Source organism: Kribbella italica (assembly GCF_014205135.1).
Taxonomy (GTDB): Bacteria; Actinomycetota; Actinomycetes; order Propionibacteriales; family Kribbellaceae; genus Kribbella; species Kribbella italica.
Map to the genome: position 1 here is coordinate 5397063 of NZ_JACHMY010000001.1, position 21783 is coordinate 5418845.

At 69.6% G+C, this 21783-nt stretch carries 23 protein-coding genes; 12 read left to right on the forward strand and 11 right to left on the reverse strand.

Features of this window, described 5'->3' with window-relative positions; all coding sequences use genetic code 11:
- Both HDA39_RS25185 and HDA39_RS25190 read right to left on the reverse strand, forming a co-directional pair.
- The gene (locus tag HDA39_RS25185) at positions 1–357 is read right to left on the reverse strand and encodes an NADH-quinone oxidoreductase subunit A (RefSeq protein ID WP_184799038.1); all 357 of its coding nucleotides are present in this window, start codon (positions 355–357) and stop codon (positions 1–3) included.
- A gap of 10 nt (positions 358–367) precedes the next feature.
- Positions 368–1258 carry a hypothetical protein gene (locus HDA39_RS25190; RefSeq protein ID WP_238356141.1) on the reverse strand — a complete coding sequence of 297 codons (891 nt, stop codon included), beginning with the start codon at positions 1256–1258 and terminating at the stop codon, positions 368–370.
- A gap of 273 nt (positions 1259–1531) precedes the next feature.
- Between HDA39_RS25190 and HDA39_RS25195 the strand changes: the two genes are divergently transcribed.
- A complete protein-coding gene (locus HDA39_RS25195; protein WP_184806539.1) occupies positions 1532–3478 on the forward strand; it encodes a 2-oxoacid:acceptor oxidoreductase subunit alpha in 1947 nt (648 codons plus the stop codon).
- Positions 3475–4554, forward strand: a complete 1080-nt coding sequence (locus HDA39_RS25200; RefSeq protein ID WP_184799040.1) for a 2-oxoacid:ferredoxin oxidoreductase subunit beta — start codon at positions 3475–3477, stop codon at positions 4552–4554. Before HDA39_RS25195 ends, HDA39_RS25200 begins: the two co-directional genes overlap by 4 nt.
- On the opposite strand, the gene HDA39_RS25205 is transcribed toward HDA39_RS25200, so the two are convergent.
- The 6 genes from HDA39_RS25205 to HDA39_RS25230 are packed head-to-tail and all read right to left on the reverse strand — an operon-like array spanning position 4551 to position 8875.
- On the reverse strand, positions 4551–4739 hold the full coding sequence (locus HDA39_RS25205; protein ID WP_184799041.1) for a helix-hairpin-helix domain-containing protein: 189 nt from the start codon (positions 4737–4739) through the stop codon (positions 4551–4553). The two genes, HDA39_RS25200 and HDA39_RS25205, sit on opposite strands and share 4 nt — an antisense overlap.
- A 9-nt stretch (positions 4740–4748) precedes the next feature.
- Entirely contained in the window at positions 4749–5129 is a 381-nt protein-coding gene (locus HDA39_RS25210) for a PIN domain-containing protein (RefSeq protein ID WP_184799043.1), read from the reverse strand.
- Entirely contained in the window at positions 5126–5380 is a 255-nt protein-coding gene (locus HDA39_RS25215) for a type II toxin-antitoxin system Phd/YefM family antitoxin (RefSeq protein ID WP_184799046.1), read from the reverse strand. The genes HDA39_RS25210 and HDA39_RS25215 overlap by 4 nt, the downstream gene beginning before the upstream one ends.
- A gap of 26 nt (positions 5381–5406) precedes the next feature.
- Positions 5407–6654: a DUF445 domain-containing protein gene (locus HDA39_RS25220; protein WP_184799048.1), complete on the reverse strand. Its 1248-nt coding sequence runs from the start codon at positions 6652–6654 to the stop codon at positions 5407–5409.
- A gap of 35 nt (positions 6655–6689) precedes the next feature.
- Positions 6690–7904, reverse strand: a complete 1215-nt coding sequence (locus HDA39_RS25225; RefSeq protein ID WP_184799050.1) for an MFS transporter — start codon at positions 7902–7904, stop codon at positions 6690–6692.
- An 8-nt stretch (positions 7905–7912) separates the two neighbouring features.
- The gene (locus tag HDA39_RS25230; protein WP_184799052.1) at positions 7913–8875 is read right to left on the reverse strand and encodes a hypothetical protein; all 963 of its coding nucleotides are present in this window, start codon (positions 8873–8875) and stop codon (positions 7913–7915) included.
- 78 nt (positions 8876–8953) lie between these two features.
- On the opposite strand from HDA39_RS25230, the gene HDA39_RS25235 reads away from it, so the two are divergent.
- Both HDA39_RS25235 and HDA39_RS25240 read left to right on the forward strand, forming a co-directional pair.
- Positions 8954–10120: an alpha-hydroxy-acid oxidizing protein gene (locus HDA39_RS25235; protein ID WP_337925886.1), complete on the forward strand. Its 1167-nt coding sequence runs from the start codon at positions 8954–8956 to the stop codon at positions 10118–10120.
- Positions 10117–10773, forward strand: coding sequence for an HAD family hydrolase (locus HDA39_RS25240; RefSeq protein WP_184799054.1), 657 nt, complete (start codon positions 10117–10119; stop codon positions 10771–10773). The genes HDA39_RS25235 and HDA39_RS25240 overlap by 4 nt, the downstream gene beginning before the upstream one ends.
- Here HDA39_RS25240 and HDA39_RS25245 read toward each other — a convergent pair.
- Positions 10770–11537 carry a D-Ala-D-Ala carboxypeptidase family metallohydrolase gene (locus HDA39_RS25245; RefSeq protein WP_184799056.1) on the reverse strand — a complete coding sequence of 256 codons (768 nt, stop codon included), beginning with the start codon at positions 11535–11537 and terminating at the stop codon, positions 10770–10772. The two genes, HDA39_RS25240 and HDA39_RS25245, sit on opposite strands and share 4 nt — an antisense overlap.
- Before the next feature lie 215 nt (positions 11538–11752).
- On the opposite strand from HDA39_RS25245, the gene HDA39_RS25250 reads away from it, so the two are divergent.
- Genes HDA39_RS25250 through HDA39_RS25265 form a run of 4 tightly spaced genes read left to right on the forward strand, consistent with a single transcriptional unit; the run spans position 11753 to position 15755 of the window.
- Entirely contained in the window at positions 11753–12340 is a 588-nt protein-coding gene (locus HDA39_RS25250) for a SigE family RNA polymerase sigma factor (RefSeq protein ID WP_337925887.1), read from the forward strand.
- Positions 12337–13746, forward strand: coding sequence for a hypothetical protein (locus HDA39_RS25255; RefSeq protein WP_184799060.1), 1410 nt, complete (start codon positions 12337–12339; stop codon positions 13744–13746). The genes HDA39_RS25250 and HDA39_RS25255 overlap by 4 nt, the downstream gene beginning before the upstream one ends.
- 42 nt (positions 13747–13788) lie before the next feature.
- On the forward strand, positions 13789–14289 hold the full coding sequence (locus HDA39_RS25260) for a SigE family RNA polymerase sigma factor (RefSeq protein ID WP_184799062.1): 501 nt from the start codon (positions 13789–13791) through the stop codon (positions 14287–14289).
- Positions 14286–15755, forward strand: a complete 1470-nt coding sequence (locus tag HDA39_RS25265; RefSeq protein ID WP_184799064.1) for a hypothetical protein — start codon at positions 14286–14288, stop codon at positions 15753–15755. The genes HDA39_RS25260 and HDA39_RS25265 overlap by 4 nt, the downstream gene beginning before the upstream one ends.
- 9 nt (positions 15756–15764) lie before the next feature.
- Here the strand turns inward: HDA39_RS25265 and HDA39_RS25270 are convergent, their stop codons facing one another.
- Positions 15765–16517 (reverse strand): TIM barrel protein, encoded by a 753-nt coding sequence (locus HDA39_RS25270; RefSeq protein ID WP_184799066.1) that lies wholly within the window; start codon positions 16515–16517, stop codon positions 15765–15767.
- 214 nt (positions 16518–16731) lie between these two features.
- Here HDA39_RS25270 and rarD point away from each other — a divergent pair, with 214 nt between their 5' ends.
- Entirely contained in the window at positions 16732–17640 is a 909-nt protein-coding gene (gene rarD, locus HDA39_RS25275; protein ID WP_184799068.1) for an EamA family transporter RarD, read from the forward strand.
- Positions 17641–17776: 136 nt separating this feature from the next.
- Positions 17777–19846, forward strand: coding sequence for an alkaline phosphatase PhoX (locus HDA39_RS25280; RefSeq protein ID WP_184799070.1), 2070 nt, complete (start codon positions 17777–17779; stop codon positions 19844–19846).
- Between the two features lie 71 nt (positions 19847–19917).
- On the opposite strand, the gene HDA39_RS25285 is transcribed toward HDA39_RS25280, so the two are convergent.
- Positions 19918–20652 carry a DUF899 family protein gene (locus HDA39_RS25285; RefSeq protein ID WP_184799072.1) on the reverse strand — a complete coding sequence of 245 codons (735 nt, stop codon included), beginning with the start codon at positions 20650–20652 and terminating at the stop codon, positions 19918–19920.
- 66 nt (positions 20653–20718) lie between these two features.
- Between HDA39_RS25285 and HDA39_RS25290 the strand changes: the two genes are divergently transcribed.
- Positions 20719–21201, forward strand: a complete 483-nt coding sequence (locus tag HDA39_RS25290; RefSeq protein WP_184799074.1) for an RrF2 family transcriptional regulator — start codon at positions 20719–20721, stop codon at positions 21199–21201.
- A gap of 80 nt (positions 21202–21281) precedes the next feature.
- A complete protein-coding gene (locus tag HDA39_RS25295; protein ID WP_184799076.1) occupies positions 21282–21743 on the forward strand; it encodes a cupin domain-containing protein in 462 nt (153 codons plus the stop codon).
- Positions 21744–21783 lie beyond the last annotated feature (40 nt).

Sequence of the window (21783 nt, forward strand, 5' to 3'; positions counted from 1 at the left end):
CTAGGTCCAGGCCAGGACTTTCTTGCGGTACGCGTACAGCAGGCCGACGGTGACGAAGGCCAGGAAGACGAACATCTCGATCAGGGACGACACTCCGACCGTGGCGAAGACCGTGGCCCAGGGGAACAAGTACACGGCGTCGACCGCGAAGATCACGTACAGGTAGGCGAACAGGTAGTACCGGATGTGGATCTGGGCCCAGCCCTCGCCAACGGGGTCGACGCCCGACTCGTACGTCGTGAGCTTCTCCGGCGTCGAGTACGTGATCGTCAGCGCGCGGTTCAGCGCGAAGGCGCCGACCAGGCCGCCGAGGCCGAGCAGGACGATCGCGACGACTACACCGTAGGCCTCCGACACGGGAAGAACTCTAGTTGGTGCAGAGCAGCATGGAGTCCAGCGCGACCTGCGGGCCGTACCCGGACTTCAGGTCGGTGACCTGGACGCGGAGCCGGTTGACGCCGGGGATCTGGCGGTTCAGCCAGGTCTCGGTCTCCTGGGTCTGGTCGACCGAGCCGACCACGGCGGCGCCGTTCAGCAGGGCGACCCGGACCGTGCCGTCGGTGATGTTGCCGAGCCAGTTCTTCACCCAGGAGCAGCCGGCCGAGTTCACGTCGCCCCAGACCACGCCGCCCTTGTCGGCAAGCAGCTCGGCCTCGGCGCGGCGCGGCGACTCCGACGCCGCCACCACGTTGAACGCGGGGCGCCCCTTGCCACCCGACGCGAGCAGCGGCTTGGCGAAGAGGCCACGCCACTTGTAGTGCGAGTACCCGTACGGCGCCGAGGCGGCCGCGGCGTACGGCGCCTGCGGGCCGATTGCCAGCCGGTAGGTCCGGATCGAGCCGGGCTGCTTCGACGAGATCGTCACGTTCGCGCCGGACGGCGTCCCGTGGCCGATCTCCTGCCAGCCCTTCACCGCGTCCCAGCGCTGCAGCGCGACCCGCGACCCGGCGGCCGGCGCGGGCGTCAGAACACCGCTCACGGTCAGTACGCCGGCCGTGTAGTCCGTCGTCCGCACGCTGCTGATCTTGACCGTCCGCGTCGGCGCGGCCTGCGCGGTCTCGGCGGCCCGCGCGGAGTCGCTCGCGACCATCGCGCTTTGCGCCGGGGCGATCACGCCGGCACACCCGGCGAGCACCAGCGCACCCGCAACCGCCGTACCGGCGGACACCAATCGGCGAGCGCGCGACGCCGTACCGGCGGACATCAGCCGGCGGGCGGACCGCGTCGTACCGCAGAACAAGTTGGCACGAACGCCCATCGTCAAGCTCCCTCGAGACCGGGTTGCCCCGGGTGGATCGCAGCAGTCGACAGACACACTGCCTGCTGCGGCAACAGAAGGCAAGCGAGCGACTCCTCTACGTCACAGCAGGCCCCTGCGCTACCACCTGTCCCAGGCTGTGGACCGGCGGGGCCGACCACTGGTTCGTGGCAAAAGCCGAACTAACATTGGGCTATCGCCCTGACCGGGGGGATCGGCGGCTCGCTCGAGGGCGTCCGCCGACCCAAGCTCGACTTGGAGATGACACGACTGATGGCCATCGAGGTCAAGCAGCTGGACCGCGTGGTGATCCGCTTCGCCGGTGACTCCGGTGACGGGATGCAGCTCACGGGGGACCGGTTCACCGCGGAAACGGCATCGTTCGGCAACGACCTGTCGACGCTGCCCAACTTCCCCGCCGAGATCCGGGCACCTGCCGGAACCCTGCCGGGAGTCTCCTCCTTCCAGCTGCACTTCGCCGACCACGACATCCTCACCCCGGGTGACGCGCCGGACGTGCTGATCGCGATGAACCCCGCGGCGCTGAAGGCCAACCTGCGCGACGTGCCGCGCGGCGCCACGCTGATCGTCGACACCGCCGACTTCACCACCCGCAACCTGAAGCGGATCGGGTACGACGCGAACCCGCTGGAGACCGGCGAGCTCGAGGCCTACCACGTGGTCGCGCTGAACCTGACCGGCATGACGGTGGAGTCGGTGAAGGAGTTCGGGCTGTCCCGCAAGGACGCCTCCCGGGCCAAGAACATGTACGCCCTCGGCCTGGTCTCCTGGCTGTTCCAGCGCCCGGTCGAGTCGACGATCGAGTTCCTGCAGACCAAGTTCGCCGGCAAGCCGGACATCCGCGACGCCAACATCGCGGCCTTCCGGGCGGGTTTCAACTTCGGCGAGACCGCCGAGGAGTTCTCGGTCCGGTACGAGGTGAAGCCGGCCAAGATGGCGACCGGCACGTACCGCAACATCTCCGGCAACCTCGCCCTGGCGTACGGCCTGGTGGCGGGCGCGCGGCGGGCCGGGCTGCCGCTGGTGCTCGGTGCGTACCCGATCACTCCGGCGTCCGACGTACTGCACGAGTTGTCCAAGCTGAAGCGGTTCGACGTGACGACGATCCAGGCCGAGGACGAGATCGCCGGTGTCGGCGCGGCACTCGGTGCGTCGTTCGCCGGCGCGCTCGGCGTGACCACGTCGTCCGGTCCGGGGATCAGCCTGAAGTCCGAGACGATCGGGCTCGGCGTGATGCTCGAGCTGCCGCTGGTGGTCTGCGACATCCAGCGCGCGGGTCCGTCGACCGGGATGCCGACCAAGACCGAGCAGGCCGACCTGCTGCAGGTGATGTTCGGCCGCAACGGCGAGGCGCCGCTGCCGGTGCTCGCGGCCCAGTCCCCCGCGGACTGCTTCGCGATCGCGGTCGAGGCGACCCGGATCGCGGTCACCTACCGGACGCCGGTGTTCGTGCTGTCCGACGGGTACCTGGCCAACGGCTCCGAGCCGTGGCAGATCCCGGCGGTCGACGACCTGGTCAAGATCGACCCGAACTTCACGACCGAGCCGAACGCGACGACCGATGACGGCAAGCCGACGTACCTCCCCTACCTGCGGGACCCGGAGACGCTCGCCCGTGCCTGGGCAGTTCCCGGTACGGCGGGGCTGGACCACCGGATCGGTGGGCTGGAGAAGGAGGACAAGACCGGCAACATCTCCTACGACCCGGCCAACCACGACCTGATGATCCGGACCCGGCAGGCCAAGGTGGACGGGGTCAGCGTCCCGCTGCTCGAGGTCGACGACCCGGACGGCGACGCGAAGGTGCTGGTGCTCGGCTGGGGTTCGACGTACGGGCCGATCGGGGCCGGCGTACGGCGGGTGCGCAGGGTCGGCGGCAAGATCGCACAGGCTCACCTGCGGCATCTGAACCCGTTCCCGGCGAATCTCGGCGACGTGCTGAAGTCGTACGACAAGGTGCTCGTCCCGGAGATGAACCTGGGTCAGCTGGCGATGCTGCTGCGCGCCAAGTACCTGGTCGACGTCGTCTCGTACGCGCAGGTCCGGGGCATGCCGCTGGGCGCCGCGGAGCTGGCCGAGGTGATCGGGAACCTGGTCGAGGAGACCGCGGGGATCGACGACGACGCGCGGCACCTGGGGCTCGACGCGGCGAATCTGAAGCACGGTGAACAACTGGAGCAGTCGGAGGGAGCACGATGAGCACCGTCGACCTTGGGCTGCCCGGTCTGCCGGGTGGTCTGCGCGGCGTACCGGCGGCGACCGAGCCGCAGAACCGCAAGGAGTACGTCTCGGACCAGGAGGTTCGCTGGTGCCCGGGGTGCGGCGACTACGCCGTACTGGCTGCCTTTCAGGGGTTCCTGCCCGAGCTCGGGATCAAGCGCGAGAACGTCGCGATGGTGTCCGGGATCGGCTGCTCGTCGCGCTTCCCGTACTACCTGTCGACGTACGGCATGCACTCGATCCACGGGCGTGCGCCGGCGATCGCGACCGGGCTCGCGGTGGCGCGGCCGGACCTGAGCGTGTGGGTGGTGACCGGTGACGGCGACGCGCTGTCGATCGGCGGCAACCACCTGATCCACACCCTGCGGCGCAACGTGAACCTGAAGATCCTGCTGTTCAACAACCGGATCTACGGGCTGACCAAGGGGCAATACTCACCGACGTCGGAGCCCGGCAAGGTGACCAAGTCGACGCCGATGGGGTCGGTCGACAACCCGTTCAACCCGGTCTCGCTGGCGCTCGGCGCGGAGGCGACGTTCGTGGCCCGGACGGTCGACTCCGACCGCAAGCACCTGACGTCGGTGCTGAAGGCGGCCGCGGAGCACCGCGGGACGGCGTTCGTGGAGATCTACCAGAACTGCCCGATCTTCAACGACCACGCCTTCGACGCGATCAAGGACCCCGAGACCCGCGACGACGCGATCATCCCGCTCAAGCACGGCGAACCGATCCGCTTCGGCACCGACGGCCACCTCGGCGTCGTCCGCGACGGCTTCGCGTCCCTCGCGGTCCGCGAGGTCGCCGAACTCCCCGGCGGCGAGGCCGACCTGGTCGTGCACGACGCCCACACCGACGACCCGGCGTACGCGTTCGCCCTGTCCCGGCTCACCGACGCCGGCGTCCTGCACCAGGCACCGATCGGTGTCTTCCGCCAGGTCGACCGCCCGGCGTACGACGACCTGGTGCGCCAGCAGGTCGACACCGCCAAGGAAACCCAGGGCACCGGCGACCTCCAGTCCCTCATCACCGGCTCGGACACCTGGACCGTCGCCTAGCTCCTGAAGCGCAACCCCAAGGCGGTCAGCTCCTCCCCGAGGATCTTGACCGCCTTGGGCCCGACCCCATGAATCGCCAGCAACTCCTTGGGCGTCACGTGCGTCAACTGCTCGTACGTCGTGAAGCCGTTCAACGCGAGCTCCCGCGTAGCGACTTTGCCGATGCGCGGCGGGTACTCCGACATGTGATCTCCTCAGACGGCGATGACCTGCAGGTGGTCGTCAAGACCGACGAAGTCCTTCGGGTTGCGGGTGTACAGCACAGCCTCGTGCGTGGCCGCGGTGGCGGCGATCACCAGGTCGAACGCCCGGCTGCGCGGCTGACGCCCGACCGCGACCACAGCCGCGGCCAGAGCGCCGTACGTGCGAGCGACAGCATCGGTGACCGGCAACGGTTCGAAGGCACGCTCGATCGCCGCCACCCTGCGCAAACGCTCGGCCCGGACCTGCGGGCTCTTGGCAACGAGTACGCCGAAGTGCAGTTCGGCCAGGCTGATCGTGCTGATCGCCAGCTCGGCGTCGACCGGCTCGGCGAGACCGCCGATCAGCACGCTGGTGTCGAGAACCGCTCTCACTGGTCACCCTCGGCCCACGGGTCCCGCAGGTCGTGATCGACCAGGTCCCTATCGGTGGCCCAGTCCTCGTCGGTCCGGACCCGCAGGACGTCCGCGACGTCGTCGTACTGACGCCAGTGGTCGCGCTCAGCCGGCCCGAGCACGGCGGCGGGACGGCCGGACACGGTGATCACGAGGTGCTCGCCGGCTTCGGCCCGGCGGACCAGATCGCTCGCGTTCTGCCGCAGCTCGCGCAGTCCCAGTGCATCCATACGTCAAAGGTAGCACATGTGCTACTTCACAACCACTGGCTGGCGGTGTGGATGATGAGGCCTACCAGGGCTCCGACGACCGTGCCGTTGATGCGGATGAACTGGAGGTCGCGGCCGACGTGGAGTTCGATGCGGGCCGAGGCTTCGCGGCCGTCCCAGCGTTCGATGGTGTCGGAGATGACGGAGACGATCTCGCTGCCGTAGGTGCGGACGACGTACGCGACGGCCTCGGTGGCTCGGGCGTCGACCTTGGCGCGCAGGGGGTCGTCGGTCTGGAGGCGGGTGCCCAGGTCCTTGATGGCTTGGACGGCGCGGGTCTGCAGCGGGCTGGTGGGGTCGGTGATCGCGCCGATCAGCGCCGTACGGACGGCGTCCCAGACGGCGGTGAGGCTGGGGGCCAGGTCGGGGTGGTCGAGCATGCGGCGCTTGAACGCCTCGAAGCGTTCCATCATCTCGGGGTCGCGCTGCAGGTCGGCGGCGAACTTGCCGAGCAGGCGGTCGACGGCCTGGCGCGCCGGGTGGTTCTGGTCGTCCCGTACGCCGGCCAGCCAGGTGAGCGCCTCGCGGTGGATGCGGTCGACGACCAGCGAGTCGACCCAGCGCGGTGACCAGCGCGGGGCGCGCGGGCCGACGACCTCGGCCAGGACGTCGCGGTTGTCGCGCAGCCAGTCGTACGCCTCGTCGAAGACCAGGTCGAGCAGCGCGTGGTGCGCGCCGTCGTCGACGACCGACTCCAGGAAGTGGCCGGCGATCGGGCTCAGCGGTTCCTCGGCGAACCGCGGGAGGAGCGAGCCGCGGACGAACGCGGTGACGTCGGAGTCGCCGAGCTTGGGCAGGACGACGCCGACCGTACGGGCGCCCTCGGCAACGATCCGCTCGGCGTGGTTGCTGTCGGCGAGCCACTCACCGGCGCGCCGGCTCACCTCGGCCGACGCCATCTTCTCGGCCACCACCTGCTCGGACAGGAAGTTCTCGGTGACGAACTGCTCGAGGCTCTCGGCGAGGCTGTCCTTGCGGGTCGGCACGATCGCGGTGTGCGGGATCGGCAGCCCCAGCGGGTGCCGGAACAACGCGGTCACCGCGAACCAGTCCGCCAGCGCGCCGACCATCGCGGCCTCGGAGGCCGCGTTCACGTACCCCCAGGCGCCCTCGCGGTGCAGCGTGACGAGGTAGACGATCGCGGCCAGGACCAGCAGGGAGAGCGCCACCAGCCGCATCTGCCGCAGCCCACGCCGCCGCACCAGATCAGGCCCACTCAGGGTCATCGTCGCCATACCCCTATCCAACCAACCCGGTGGTGAAAACCAGGTCAGGAAACCACCTGGTTCTCCCCTGAAGGGGTGACCAAGCGTGCGGTACGGCGGTCCATCAGGCCCGAGGTGATCGCCAGCAGGAGGCCCAGAATCGCGAGGCCCGCGCCGAGGCGGCTGGGCCATTCGTAGCCGTAGCCGGCGGCCAGGACCAGGGAGCCGAGCCAGGCGCCGAGAGCATTGGCGATGTTGAGGGTGGAGTGGTTGAGGGACGCGGCGAGGGACTGGCCCTCGTGGGCTACGTCCATCAGGCGGGTCTGGAGCGCGGGGATCAGGAGGCTGGAGGAGAAGCCGAGTAGGAAGACCGCGAGCAGCGCGGTGGGACGGGTGTGGGCAAGCCAGCCGAAGGTGGTGAGCATGATGGTGATCGCCACCAGGCCGCCGTACAGGCTGGGCATCAGGGCGCGGTCGGCGAGCCGGCCGCCGACCAGGGTGCCGCCGGTCATGCCGACGCCGAAGACCGCGAGCACGATCGTCACCGCGCCCTCGCTGAACCCGGCCAGCTCGGTCATCGTCGGCGTGATGAACGTGTACGTCGCGAACATCCCGCCGAAGCCGACCATCCCGACCAGCAGCGCCATCCACACCTGCGGCCGGGCCAGCGCGCTCAGCTCGCTGCGCACGTTGACCTCGCTGCCGACCGGCTGCGGCGCCACCCAGAACCACACGGCGACCAGCGTCAGCAACCCCAGTACGCCGACCAGCACGAACGGCAACTGCCACCCGAAACGCTGCCCGAGCAGCGTCGACGCCGGTACGCCGACGATGTTCGCGATCGGCAGCCCGACCATGATCATCGAGACCGCCCAGGCCCGCCGGTTGGCCGGCACCAGCGACGCGCTGACCACCGCGCCGATCCCGAAGAACGCACCGTGCGGCAGCCCGGACAGGAACCGCGCGGCCATCAGCATTTCGTAGCTGCCGGCAACGGCCGACAGCACGTTGCCGAGCACGAACACGCCCATCAGCCCGAGCAGCAGCCGCTTCCGCCCGGTCCGGGCGCCCAGCGCGGCGATCACCGGAGCACCGACCACCACCCCCACGGCGTACGCCGAAATCACCTGCCCGGCGGTCGGGATCGAGATGTCGACCCCCTCGGCGATCTGCGGCAGCAGCCCCATCGTGACGAACTCCGTCGTCCCGATCGCGAACCCACCCGTCGCCAGCGCGAACAGCGCCAGCCCGACGTGGCGGTAGCGAGTGTCAGGAGTCACCGAAGATGTCACACCTGAATTGTCGCATCCACCGACCGGCCCGACCGAATCCAGCAGACCAGCACCAAACCCACCGCCAGCACCCCGAACACCACGTTCCCGGCCAGATCAACACCCTTCGAGGCATCCACGACCGGGTGCTCCGGGAAGGCGTGCCACGCGTACGTGAGCAACGTCCCACCCGCCAGCGCCATCGAGTGCCGCCCCGACCACGCGGCGCGCCGTGACCACCCCCGTACGACGACCACCGCGACCGCGAACAGCACCAGCATCGCTCCGACCCGAACCCAAGCACCGAGCTCGACGTCGTCCACCACCATGAACGCCGACGACACCACCACCCCGAACACCCCGGCCATCCAGTCCGCGGGCACCCCTCCGGCCCCACGGACCGCCGGCCGACCGGCCCGGACAGCGAGCACGACCAGAACGGCGATCGCCACCGCGACCCCCACGAACTGCCCCGCAGACGCCATGAACGAGTCGCTCTGCAACTGGAACGCGGTCGTCACCACCAGCCCGAAACCGAAGATCACCCCAAAAGCCACCAACCCTCGACGGCCGAACCACGGCCGCCGCGACGACAACGACTCCACCAGCACGATCGGCACCGTGACGCTCCAGACCGTGTGCAAGGTGAGCACGAACAACGTCCACGGCACCCCCATCCCCAACCACCCGACATGCCCCGGATCGAGCAACCGCAGATCCGCGTAGTTCGGGTTGAACAGCGACTGCGTCGTCACCCCCTCCTCCAGTACGCCGTACGCGAGCGCCAGCAGCACCACGCTCGGATACCCCCACCCGCGATGCCGGACCAGCTCACGGATCAGCACCGCTCCCCCGCCGCACAGCGGTGCGAGGGCGAACAACGCGTACAGCGACGTGACCGGCAGGTTCCCCAGCAGGAACTCGGCCACCAGCGGAGACAGGAAGAACAGCCCGAGGGCGGGAAGGATTCGTCTGGTCACCCCGTCAGCATCACGCCGGACCACCGAACAAGCAGGTGCCGGACGGCCGGATCAGCCGCTGACGAATGTCATGGCTGTGTGAAAACATCCGGCATGGCCAACTTCGGTGATCATCAGCTGGCGATCTACGTGCAGGGCATGTTCCAGGACACCCGGCCGGAGATCACCACCGATCTGTCCCGGCTGGAGACGCAGGCCGCGGCGAACCTGTCCGCCGAGGCGATGGGCTACATCGTCCCGAGCGCCGGCAGCGGCTCGACCGCGCGGGCGAACCTGGCGGCCTTCGAGCGGTGGCGGCTGGTGCCGCGGATGCTGCGCGGATCGACCGAGCGCGACCTGTCCTGCACGATCCTCGGGACGAAGATGCCCGCGCCGGTGCTGGTCGCGCCGATCGGCGTCCAGACCCTCGCGCATCCCGAGGGCGAGCTGGCCACGGCGCGGGCCGCGAGCGCGCTCGGGCTGACCTACACGCACTCGACCCAGGCCAGCCACGCGTTCGAGCAGATCGAGGCCGACAGCAAGTGGTACCAGCTGTACTGGCCGACCGACCGCGACGTCTGTCTCAGCTTCCTGCAGCGCGCCAAGGCCAGCGGGTACGGCGTCCTGGTGGTCACGCTGGACACCGGCACGATCGGCTGGCGCCCGGCCGACCTCGACCGCGGCTTCCTGCCGTTCCTCAAGGGTGAAGGCCTCGCGAACTACTTCAGCGACCCGGCGTTCCAGGCGAAGCTGGCCAAGCCGGTCGCGGAGGACCCGGGCGCGGCGGTGATGCACTGGGCGCAGATGTTCCCGAACGTCGGCCTCGGCTGGGACGAACTGTCCTTCCTGCGCGACAACTGGGACGGCCCGATCGTGCTCAAGGGCATCACGTCGGTCGACGACGCGAAGCTGGCCGCCGAGCACGGCGTCGACGGCGTGGTCGTGTCCAACCACGGCGGCCGCCAGGTCGACGGCGCGATCGCCTCGCTCGACGCACTGCCCGCGATCGCGGACGCGGTCGGCGAGCAGCTCACGGTCCTGTTCGACTCCGGCGTACGGACCGGGTCGGACGCGGCCAAGGCCCTCGCGCTGGGCGCGAAGGCCGTGCTGCTCGGACGTCCGCTGCTCTACGGTCTCGCGCTGGCCGGCCAGGCCGGCGTCGAGCACGTCCTGCGTTGCTTCCTCGCCGAGCTGGACCTCACGCTCGCGCTGTCCGGGTACGCGAACCACCGCGAGCTCAACCGGGACTCGGTGACGCAGGGATGAAGGCGGTCATCTTCGACCTGGACGACACGCTCTTCGACCACACCACTTCCGCCGGTACGGCGCTCAGGCGCTGGGTCGCCGACCTCGGCGTCGACTGGTCCGACGAGCTGTCGGTGCGGTGGTTCGAGATCGAGCAGGACTGCTACGACCGCTTCGTGACCGGGCAGCTGACCCACCAGGGGCAGCGACGAGCGCGGTTGCACGCGTTCCTGCCGGTGCTCGGACGACCTGTGCCGGGCGGGGACGAGGAGCTCGACGAGATCTTCGAGGGCTACCTGCGGCACTACCGGTCGAACTGGGCGGCGTTCCCGGACGCCCGGCCCGCCCTGGAAGTTGCTCGGGGCAACGGATGGCGGATCGGCGTACTGACCAACGGGAGCACGGTCCAGCAGAACGCGAAGCTGGCGGCGATCGGCCTGGCGCCGTTCGTCGAGGTCGTCGCGACCACCGAGTCGCTGGGCTTCGGCAAACCGGTCCCCGAGGCGTACCTGACGACCTGCGGGTTGCTCGGCGTGGAGCCGGCCGACACGTTGATGATCGGCGACAACTTCGAGCTGGACGTGCTCGGCGCTCGAGCCGCTGGGCTGAGCGCCGAGCACCTGGATCGCCCGGCGGGGATCACTTTGGCTCAGCTGGTGAAGCCGGTGCGCTAGATCCCGCAGTTGGGTGCGGACCAGAAGTTGCTGGTCCGGATGTCGAGGTGGGTGTGGTCGTTGTGGCCCGGGTAGCCCGGACCGAGGATGCCGCCGAAGCCGTGGTTGCGGGCCTGCTGGGCGAGCTTGCAGAACGAGTGCACGCCGGTCAGGTCGGCCGACCGCCCGTACAGGTGCTGGCTGTTGCTCGCGCCGCCGACGGAGGCGTTGCACGGCGTACTGCGGAATCCGCTGCTGATGCTGAGCGGCTGGTCGCCGAGTGCGTGCCGCATGGCTTCGAGCTGCCACATGGTCTGCAGCGCGTTCGCCCGGGTCGCCGCCTCGGACAGCGGGCCGCCGTCGTACCCGGAACCCCCGCAACCGTCGTCGAGCTCGGCGTAGGTGAAGTGGATCGGCGTGCAGTCGTCGTCCTGCAGCGAGTAGAGCTTGGTGTACGTCGCCGCCGCGGCGATGCCGTCCGAGCCCAGCCCGTACGCCGACTGGAAGCGCTGCAGCGCGGCCTTCGTGGCCGGGCCGAAGGCGCCGTCGGTGGCGAGGTGGGCGCCGTAGCCCGGGTAGCCGGCGATCCGGATCTGGAGCTGGCGGACGTCCTCACCGCTGGCGCCCTGGCTGAGCGTGCGGTTCCAGGTGTAGCAGCCGTCGGCGTGGGCCTTGGTCGCGGTGACGACCTGCGTCGTGACCGCCGTACCGGCGACGGCGGCGAACAGGGCGAGGATCGCGAGGATCCTCGGCAGGGGTTTGGACAAGAAGGTGCGAACGGACATCGGAGAACCTCCGGGGGACGCGATCGGGGCGAAAACGCGCTGTCACCGGCCAGTTTTGCGGCATCATCTGCCGCTTGGCCAGACCTCGGCGGAAACTTTTTGACCAACAGGCAACCAATTGTGCGGACCGACTGGTCAGCCATGATGTGACCATCGATGAGAGCACGCTCACTGTGCGTGGCGGCACTGTGCGCACTGACGACGGGGAGCGATCGGTGACGACTGCAGACAGCTTCGACGCGTTCGTGCTCGCGCGGTCCGGCAGATTGCTGCGGACCGCCTACCTGCTGACCCAGGATCACGCCCTGGCCGAGGACCTGTTGCAGACAGCGCTGGCCAAGGTCTGGTTCGCGTGGTCCAGGATCGAGGGCGGGGATCCCGAGCCGTACGTGCGCAAGGTGCTGGTGAACACCTACTCCACCTGGTGGCGACGCCGGTGGAACGGTGAGCAGCCGACCGACGAGCTGCCCGAGTCCGCTGGGCCGGAAGGCACGGGCGCCGCGGAGCGGACGGATCTGTGGCGGGCGCTGCAGCAGCTTCCGCGGCGGCAGCGGGCGGTCGTCGTCCTGCGGTACTACGAGGACCTGAGCGAGGCCGAGACGGCGCGCATCCTCGGCTGCAGCGTCGGGACCGTGAAGAGCCAGGCCAGCAAGGCCTTCGCCAAGCTGCGCCTTGATCCGAACCTGATCGACCCACCACCGCCCACCCGCGCAGCCGCCGTGCCCACCCACCAAGTCGGCACCACCGACGGCGAGTCCGCCGTCCCGTCCGCCGAACTCGCCGACAAGGAGACCTCGCGATGAATCTCACCGACCTGCGCGACGAGCTCTCCGACCGCGCCGGCACCGTCGAACCCAGCGACCTGCTGCCCGGCGTACGCCGCCGCATCCGCAGCACCAAGCGCCGCCGCGTGGCCGGCTCGCTCACCGCCGTCGCCGCGGTCGTTGCCCTCGGCATCGCCATCGCGCCGAGCCTGACCACCGGCGCCCCCGACCCGGCCGACACCGTTCCCGACGACTACACCCGCGACTCCGTCACCCTCAAGGGCATGGTCGGCACCGACCGGCTCGACCAGGCGTGGATCGGCGCCGTCGGCGAGCCCCGCGGCAGCTTCAGCTGGACGCCGACCACCAACGACGTCGTCGTCTACTCCTACTGCGCCGCCCCGGGCGAGACCCGGTACGCCGTACGGATCGGCGGCCGCGAGGCCGCGTCCGGCCCGTGCAACGTGGCCTACAGCGACCCGGTCGACGGCCTCCAGATCCGCCCCGACGCGGCCGTGTGGCTCGACGTCCCGCTGAACCAGGCCACCACCGTCAACGTCCAGCTCACCGACAACGCCGGCAAGGTGATCGACGACCGCAGCGCCCAGCTCGGCGTCGGCATCTACCAGGCCGGCCACCGCGACCCGATCCCCGGCGCGACCGGCGCGACGCCGAAACCCGCGCCGGGCGACCGCGAGGAGAACGGCCTCAAGTTCCGCGCCACGATCGGCGGCGACACGCTGCTCACCGCGGCCGGCGGCAAGCCCGGCGTCAACGAGCTCTCTGGCAGCTACCAGGCCACCGGCCGCACGATCCAGGTCGACGCCTTCTGCACCGCGAACGACGGCGTCCCGAACTACCCGTACGACCTGCGGGTGAACGTCGGCGGAAAGGAACGCGTCTCGGGGTGCGTCGCCCTGAGCACCGACGTCGGCAGCGGAGGCGGCGGCGACTTCTCGGGGATCGGCCGACCCGGCAAGACCGTCGAGGTCACCGCGCGACTCACGGACAAGTCCGGCCGCACGGTCACCGTCCCCGGCGCCCGGATCGGGTTCGCCATCTACGAGAAGGGCCCTCAGCGGGTCTACGACGAAACGGCGGTCGACGAGCGGACGGAGTACGCCGGTACGACGTACCAGCTCGCCGACATCCAAGCCGTCGACGCCAAGAGCGCCCGGCAGGTCTCGCTCCGCACCTCCGCGGACACCCCGTTCCTGGTCAGCTACGGCAGCACCGCACTGGGCGCGAACGTCGACGGCACCCTCGACGGCCTCTCCGGTCAGGGAATGCTCTCCACCGATCACGGCGACGCCGCGATGAAGAGCTGGGGCATGTACACCGACGGCAACTGGGCCGGCCCCAGCAGGACCGTCACCCTCAAGATCACCAAGGGCACCCCGACCAAGGGCAAACTGATCCTCGCGCTATACACCCCTGTGAAGTGATGCAACCTCCTGAACGGTCCAGCCGCTCGTGACAGTGTGCGGATGACCAAGGAAGGCCGGGTGGAGTTCGAGGACTTCGCCTCCACCCGGTACGGCAGCCTGCTGCGGACCGCGTACCTGCTGACCCAGGACAGGGCGCTGGCCGAGGACCTGGTGCAGGCGACGCTGGCCAAGTGCTGGCTCGCCTGGCACCGGATCGAGGACCCCGCGGCGTACGTCCACCGGACGATGGTGAACACCTACACCGCCTGGTGGCGTCGCCGCTGGAACGCCGAGTACCCGACCGAGGAGCTCCCCCAGTACGCCGCCGACGGCGGCGAGACCGGCGCGGATCTGCGCACCGACCTCGGCGGCGCACTCCGCAGGCTCCCCCGCCGGATGCGCGCGGTCGTCGTCCTGCGCTTCTACGAGGACCTGTCCGAAGCCGAGACCGCCGACCTGCTCGGCTGCTCCGTCGGCACCGTCAAGAGCCAGACCAGCCGCGCCCTGGCGAAGCTCCGCATCGATCCCGCTGTCCTCGACCAGGCCCTGGAGCGGTCATGAACCTCGACGAACTCCGCGACCGGTTGCACGACCAGGCCGACGAGATCGACCTGGCCGAGCCCGCGCCGCTCGACACCCTGCGCCGCCGCGCCGGCCGGATCCGCACCCGCCGCCGCCGTCGGGTGGGCGGCTCGCTCGCCGCGGCCGTCGTCGCCGGAATGGTTGCCCTCGGCATGATCTTGCTGCCCGGCGCGCCGGCGCCCGGTCCGGCGGACCACGTCCGCGAGGGCCTCACCGTCCCGGGCACCCTCGGCACGAGCCGGCTCGACCATCCGCTGATCGGCATCGTCGGACAGACCAACCTGAACTTCAGCTGGACACCGACCACGCGCGACCTCGGCGTCTACGTCTACTGCTACTCGCCACGCGTCCCGAAGTACCAGGTCCGGATCGGTGGCCGGGTGGTCACCGAGGCAACCTGCAGCCCGCAAGGGCAGACCTTCGATGCGCCGCAGGGTCCGGCACCGGCGTCGCCCGAGCAGTACGGCGTTCACCGGGTCCGCCCGAACTCACCGCTCTGGCTCGACCTGCCGCTCGACCAGGTCACCACTGTCTCCGTCCGGATCGTCGACTCCCGTGGGCGAGCGGTCGAGGACAGCTCCGCACAACTCGCCGTCGGCCTCTACCGAGTGGGCGACGACGGACAGGGCCCGAACGCCGGTGGCCGAGTCGCACCCGCGCCCGATCCGGCCGACCTGGAGATCGAGGGCCTCGCGTTCCGCACCAGGGTCGGCGGTGACACCCGTCTCGCCGCGGCCGCCGGACGGCCCGGCCAGAACCAGCTCACCACCAGCTTCGTCTCCACCGGCCGTCCGATCACCCTGCGCGACTTCTGCACCGCCAACGACGGCCCGGACGATCCGCAGTACCAGTTGGAGGTGAGGATCAACGGGATAGTCAGGACGATGTCGTGCTTCGCCGACAGCATCGATGTCGGAGGTAGCGCGGGCGTCACCCTGCCGAGCCCTGCCAGGGCCGGGGAGACCGTGAGCGTGGTCGCACGGCTGGTCGATCCCAAGGGTCGGCCGGCCTCGGTCCCGGGGGCCCGGATCGCCGCTGCGGTCTACGAGAAGGGCGCGCAACGGACCGTGGACGGCGTCGCCCTGGACGAGGTGACCGAGTACAAAGGCAGCGTCTACCGCCTCGCCGAGTTGAGGGCCGTGGATGCCACTACCGCCCGCGAGGTTGCCGTCGACACTCCGGACGGGCAGCCGTTCCTGATCAGCTACGGCAGCTCGGACTTCGGCGCCGCCTCGGTCAAAGGCTCGGTCGACACTCCCATCCACCTGTCCGGCGCCATCAGAGGCTTCAACCTCCTGGACAGTGGCGACTCGCCTGGCGGGAACTGGCGCCTGACCACCGACGCCTGGACGGCCGCTCCCCGCAACACCGTCACCCTCACGCGGACGGAAGGCACACCGAAGAAGGGAAAGCTGATCCTGGCCGTCTACACCCCGGCCAAGTGAGGCAGCGGCTCAGACCCAGGCGTGCAGGCTCGCGGCGTCCGTGGCGAGTTGGGTGGTCGAGTCGTCGGCGACGAACTCGAGCAGGGCGTTGATCTCGCGGTCCTCGCGCGCCAGGCGTTGCAGGACCGGGCGCCACAAGGACTCGCGACCGGTCAGCGGGAGGCGGTGGTTCGAGGGCCACCAGGAGAAGACGTGGACGGTGCTGAGCCACGGCATCAGCGCCTCCAGCTGCTCCAGGCAGGCCGCTTCGTCCAGGTCGACCGGGGGCTGCCAGTACGTCGTGAGGTTGGGCGCGCCGACGTCCAGCAGCAGCGTGATCGTGGAGTCGACCTCGTCGGTCAGCGTGCCGCGGTGGAACTCCATCGCGATCTCGATCCCGGCCCCGGCCGCGACGTCGGCCAGCTCGGCCAGGCCGCGGGTGACCGCCATCCGGTCGCCGACGCCGGCGTCCGCCGTACCGACGGTGCCGGCCCAGACCCTGATCCGGGGCGCGCCGAGCTCGGCGGCGGTGCTCACCGCGGTCCGGATCTCCTCGCGGTCGACGCTGCCGGCCCGCAGGTAGGACCCGTACGCCGCGATCGCCAGCCCACGCTCCTCGCAGAGCGCCCGCGCCTTCCGGGCGGCGGGCAGATCGCCGAGCGGGACGTGCACGTCACCACCCCACTCGATCGCCGCCAGCCCTGCCCCCGCGGCGACGTCGACGACCTCCTCGACACCCAACTGGCGGAACGTCACCGAGACCAGACCGGTCCTCACACCCACTAGCGCCTCCTGTGCTCGGCTCCATCCAACCGCATCACACCAGCGCGGCCCCGGCATCGATCTCACGTCATGAGCAAAGTCTTTGTACGATCCTGACTCAGGGCGAAGGTGTGTCGCCCGATTCCGCGCCGTAGCGAGGAGGTGCTCGGCGAGATGCCGTGCCGAGTGCCCCGCAGTAGGCGCGGAATCGGGCGACACACCTTAGGCTCACGACGTGTCAGAGCAGCGCAAGGGTTTCCTCCAGGGCTTCGCCGCCTACGTGCTGTGGGGACTCTTCCCGCTTTTCTGGCGCGAGCTCGACCACTCCGGCGCGATCGAGCTGCTCGCTCACCGGATCGTCTGGTCGCTGGTCTCGATCGCCCTGCTGGTCGTCGTACTGCGGCATTACGGGCAGGTCCGCGCGCTCCTCGCCGAGCCGCGGCGCCGCTGGCCGCTGGTCGGCGGTGCGGTCCTGATCTCGGTCAACTGGGGCGTCTACATCTGGGGCGTCGAGCAGAACCGGGTCGTCGAGACCTCGCTCGGGTACTTCATCACGCCCCTGTTCACCGTCCTGCTCGGCGTCTTCGTGCTCGGCGAACGGCTGCGGGCGATCCAGTGGACCGCGCTCGCGATCGCGTTCGTCGCGGTGGTCGGGCTGACCGTCGAGGCCGGACGGCCGCCGTGGATCGCGATCGCGCTGACCTTCTCGTTCGGGTTCTACGGGCTGCTCAAGAAGAAGGCCGGTGCCGGTGCCCTGGAGGGCATGGCGGTGGAGTCGGCGACGATGGCGCCGGTCGCGGTGATCGCGATCGTGGTGATGTCGCTGCAGGGCCACTCGACGGTGACCGAGCACGGCGGCGGGTACCTCGCGCTGGTGCTGCTGAGCGGGCCGATCACCGCCGTACCGCTGCTGCTGTTCGGGTCGGCCGCGACGCGGGTCTCGATGACCACGCTCGGGCTGCTGAACTACATCGCGCCGATCACGCAGTTCGTGGTCGGAGTGACGCTGTTCAACGAGCACATGTCGACGATGCGCTGGGCCGGGTTCGGGCTGGTCTGGATCGCGCTGGCGCTGTTCACGTGGGACGGCCTGGTCCGGCGCCGGCGGGCCGTCGTACCGGATGTCGCTGCTACCGCTGCGTGACGCTTCGACTCCTGCTGGCTACTAAGGGCAACCTAAGCCTTGTGACGTTCACCTGACCTTCACCCCGCTCCCGTTTCGGATCCCTAGCCTCGCGGCGACTGCCGAACATCCCCCGCGAGAACCGGAGAGCCGCGAAGTGAGCCCCAAGTTCCTGCCGCTGATCAGCCAGATCGGCACCCGTCACGGGTCGCGCACCTACCGCACCTGCGCGCTGAAGTGTGCCAACCAGTGCGACCACGCAACGCCGAACACCTCGGACAACGAGGACTTCCAGACCGTTGCCCGCAGCAGCTTCTCCCGGCGCGGCATGCTGAAGCTCGGCGCGGCCGGAGTGGCCGGCGCCGGGGTCGCGACGCTCGCGGCGAACCTGCCCGCCGCGGCCAACTTCTCCTCGGCCCTGAGCGGTGACCGCGGCAACGGCGCCTTCCCCGGCTTCGGTGGACCGCACGGCGAGCTCAGCCACAGCGTCGTACCGCCGAACCGCAAGGACGACATCGTCGTCCCGAAGGGCTACGACCAGGCCGTGATCATCGCCTGGGGCGACCCGGTCGAGCGCAACGCGCCGAAGTTCAACGTGAACAAGCAGACGCCCGAGGCGCAGGCCAAGCAGTTCGGCTACAACAACGACTACACGATGATCGTGCCGCTCAAGGACGAGCGGAAGGCGCTGCTGGTCTGCAACCACGAGTACACCGACGAGTACCTGATGTTCCCGACCGGCCGGTACGGCACCAAGACGATCGCCGAGATCGGACTGGCCGCGCACGGTATGTCGGTCGTGCAGATCGAGCGCGTCGGCCGCAGCGGCCGCTGGCGCCGGGACCCCGACGGCGGCCGCTACAACCGCCGGATCACCGCGAACACCAAGTTCGAGGTCACCGGCCCGGCCGCCGCCGACAAGCGCGTCGGGAAGGTTGCCTACGGCACCTTCGGGAACTGCGCGGGCGGGGTCACCCCGTGGGGCACGATCCTGTCCGGCGAGGAGAACTTCAACGGCTACTACGACGTCACCGGCGCGATCCCGGCCGAGTACGTCGACAGCTACAAGCGGTACGGCGTCCCGACCACGGTGACCAAGTCGGCCCGTGAGTGGAGCCAGGTCGACAAGCGCTGGGACCTGACCAAGACGCCGACCGAGGTGTTCCGGGCCGGCTGGATCGTCGAGGTCGACCCGTACGACCCGCAGGCGGCGCCGAAGAAGCGCACCATGCTCGGCCGGCTCAAGCACGAGGGCGCGACCACCACGATCACCGCCGACGGGCGGATCGCGGCGTACCTCGGCGACGACGAGAAGGGCGAGTACATCTACAAGTTCGTCTCGGCCGGCAAGTACGACCCGGACAACCGCAAGCGCAACTTCAAGCTGCTCGACGAGGGCACCCTCTACGTCGCCAAGTTCACCGGTGACGGCGCCGAGGACGGCCTGTACGACGGCACCGGCACCTGGCTGCCGCTGACCACGGACAAGAAGTCGTTCGTCGACGGGATGTCGGTGGCCGAGGTCCTGATCAACACCCGGCTCGCCGCCGACAAGGTCGCCCCGACCCGGATGGACCGGCCCGAGGACATCGAGCGCAACCCGGTCAACGGCCGGGTCTACGCGGCGCTGACCAACAACGACAACCGCGGCGCGAAGTTCCCCGGCGACGAGCCGAACCCGATCGTCAAGTCCCACGTCCGGGAGACCCTCGGCGGCCCGCTGATCGAGAAGGCCGGCAACCGCAACGGGTACGTCCTCGAGCTCAGCGAGGAGGGCGACGACGCGGCCAAGACCGGCTTCTTCTGGACCCTGTTCCTGGTCTGCGGCGACCCGGCCGCGCAGGAGACCTACTTCGGCGGCTACGACAAGTCGAAGGTCAGCCCGATCTCCTGCCCCGACAACGTCGCCTTCGACGGGTCGGGCAACCTGTGGATCTCCACCGACGGCAACGTGCTCGGCTCCAACGACGGCATCTTCACCGTCCCGGTCGCCGGCCCGAAGCGCGGCCAGGTCAAGCAGTTCCTGTCCGTCCCCTTCGCCTCCGAGGCCTGCGGCCCGCTGATCTCCGAGGACGACAAGACCGCCTTCGTCGCCGTCCAGCACCCCGGCGAGACCGACGACGCGACCTTCGAGAAGCCGGCCTCCACCTGGCCCCACACCCACAACTACCCGCGCCCCGCGATCGCCTGCGTCTGGCGCAAGGACAACGGCCGCGTCGGCAGCTGACGTCCCTTCGGAGAATTGCTGCTCGGCAACCTCGCCTCTGTTTCTGGCACGAGGTTGCCGAAGGCAACGAGTCAGTTCGTGAGGTCGTCCGATCGCCCAGCCTCCAAGCGAGACCACTGGGCGGTCGGGCGGCCGTTGACCTGATGCAGGTCAGGCTTCTCCTCGGCGCCCCACTCCCGCGGCCAGCCCTCCGGCGAGTCCTCGTGCTGCTCCTGCCGCCCGTACACCGTGAGATCCATCAGTGAGTAGCTGTTGTCCATCACCTCGACCCCACGGTTGGTCGTCCACCAGGTCTCGAAGACCCGGTCGCCGTCGCGGACGTAGCAGACCAGGTGCATCATCCCGACCGTCCGCCCGACGAGCAGCTCGGCCTTGGACGGATCGGCGGAGTACCACGGCATCGTCCACCCCATGAAGTCCCGGTAGCGCCGGCTCTCGTCGTACGGGCCCTGCGCGAGGACGGCGAACGTGATGTCCCGTGAGTGCAGGTACGACAGCTCCGCGACGTGCGTCGTGCACCACGTGCACCCCTCACACTGCGAGGACGCCGGATGCCCGGGATGCCACATGAAGTAGTACGCGATCAGCTGATTCCGCCCCTCGAAGGCGTCGAGCAGCGTGGTCGGACCGTCGGGGCCGGTCAGCTGCGCACCGGCGTCGACCTCCACCATCGGCAACCGCCGCCGCGCGGCCGCGATCGCGTCGCCTTCCCGCTGGTGCGCCTTCTCCCGCACCCGCAGCTCGTCGATCTGCTCCTGGAAGGTGGCCCGGTCGACCACCCGCGGATACCTCGTCTGTGCGTTCATGTCTGCTACGTCGGAGCCCATGCAGCGATCTTGACACGCCTATTCTGGACATTTAGGATCTAGGTTATGAAGATGAACGAGGGCGTCGAGTGGGCCCTGCACAGCTGCGTGAACCTGTGCTGGATCCCCGGTGAGACCGTCACCGCGAAGAAGCTCGCCGCCTTCTACGACCTCCCCACGGCCTACCTGAACAAGCAGCTCCAGGCACTCTCCCGGGCCGGCATCATGTCGTCGACCTCGGGACCGAAGGGCGGTTTCCAGCTGGCCAAGCAGCCGGATGACATCACACTCCTGGACGTCGTGGTCGCGATCGACGGACCGGAGGACGCCTTCCGCTGCACCGAGATCCTCAAGGCGGGACCGGGCGCCGACCCGAAGGCCGACTACCGCAAGACCTGCCTGGTCTCGACCGCGATGCGCCAGGCCGAGCTCGTCTACCGCCGCGAGCTGGCGGCCCGCACGATCGCCGACATCGTCGCCGAGGTCGAGCACACGTTCCCGCGGACGCCGGAGAGCACCCGCGCCTGGTTCGCCAACCTGAGGTCCTGAGCGTCGTCCGTACGGCGCTCGACGCACCATCGAGTCATCGTCCAATTCTGGACATCAATCATCTAGATCAGGAGTACACCATGTCCGCACCGATCATCGTTCGCAGCACCGACGCCGAGGTCCTGTCCGCGAGCGGCGTCACCCTGCTCGCCGACACCCCCGCCACCAACGGCCACCTGACCAGCCACCGCTCGACCTTCCAGCCCGGCAAGGAAGGCGCTCCCCCGCACCTGCACCGCGAGGCGTCCGAACTCTTCTACGTCCTCACCGGCAACCTCCGCGTCCTCACCGGCGAAACCCTCACCACCCTGCACGCGGGCGACTTCCTCGTCGTCCCGCCGAACACCCCGCACGCCTTCGAAGCCGCCGGCGACTCGACCGCCGAGGTGCTCTTCGTCCTCACCCACGCCAAGCCCCGCTTCGACTACTACCGCCTCCTCGAAGGCGTCTACCGCGGCGACACCGACCCCGCCGTCCTGGCCACCACCTCCGACACCTACGACAACCACTACGTCGAAAGCCCCACCTGGATCGCGCGGTAGCTCAGCAGCAGGGCAGCCGGACGGCGTCGGTGTGACCGGG

What these genes read in the sequence shown, in the direction of transcription:
- HDA39_RS25190 (WP_238356141.1), bottom strand. Translation starts at nt 1,258, where the DNA reads ATGGGCGTTCGTGCCAACTTGTTCTGCGGTACGACGCGGTCCGCCCGC.
- HDA39_RS25195 (WP_184806539.1), top strand. Translation starts at nt 1,532, where the DNA reads ATGGCCATCGAGGTCAAGCAGCTGGACCGCGTGGTGATCCGCTTCGCC.
- HDA39_RS25200 (WP_184799040.1), top strand. Translation starts at nt 3,475, where the DNA reads ATGAGCACCGTCGACCTTGGGCTGCCCGGTCTGCCGGGTGGTCTGCGC.
- HDA39_RS25205 (WP_184799041.1), bottom strand. Translation starts at nt 4,739, where the DNA reads ATGTCGGAGTACCCGCCGCGCATCGGCAAAGTCGCTACGCGGGAGCTC.
- HDA39_RS25215 (WP_184799046.1), bottom strand. Translation starts at nt 5,380, where the DNA reads ATGGATGCACTGGGACTGCGCGAGCTGCGGCAGAACGCGAGCGATCTG.
- HDA39_RS25220 (WP_184799048.1), bottom strand. Translation starts at nt 6,654, where the DNA reads ATGGCGACGATGACCCTGAGTGGGCCTGATCTGGTGCGGCGGCGTGGG.
- HDA39_RS25240 (WP_184799054.1), top strand. Translation starts at nt 10,117, where the DNA reads ATGAAGGCGGTCATCTTCGACCTGGACGACACGCTCTTCGACCACACC.
- HDA39_RS25245 (WP_184799056.1), bottom strand. Translation starts at nt 11,537, where the DNA reads ATGTCCGTTCGCACCTTCTTGTCCAAACCCCTGCCGAGGATCCTCGCG.
- HDA39_RS25255 (WP_184799060.1), top strand. Translation starts at nt 12,337, where the DNA reads ATGAATCTCACCGACCTGCGCGACGAGCTCTCCGACCGCGCCGGCACC.
- HDA39_RS25260 (WP_184799062.1), top strand. Translation starts at nt 13,789, where the DNA reads ATGACCAAGGAAGGCCGGGTGGAGTTCGAGGACTTCGCCTCCACCCGG.
- HDA39_RS25265 (WP_184799064.1), top strand. Translation starts at nt 14,286, where the DNA reads ATGAACCTCGACGAACTCCGCGACCGGTTGCACGACCAGGCCGACGAG.
- HDA39_RS25285 (WP_184799072.1), bottom strand. Translation starts at nt 20,652, where the DNA reads ATGAACGCACAGACGAGGTATCCGCGGGTGGTCGACCGGGCCACCTTC.
- HDA39_RS25290 (WP_184799074.1), top strand. Translation starts at nt 20,719, where the DNA reads ATGAAGATGAACGAGGGCGTCGAGTGGGCCCTGCACAGCTGCGTGAAC.
- HDA39_RS25295 (WP_184799076.1), top strand. Translation starts at nt 21,282, where the DNA reads ATGTCCGCACCGATCATCGTTCGCAGCACCGACGCCGAGGTCCTGTCC.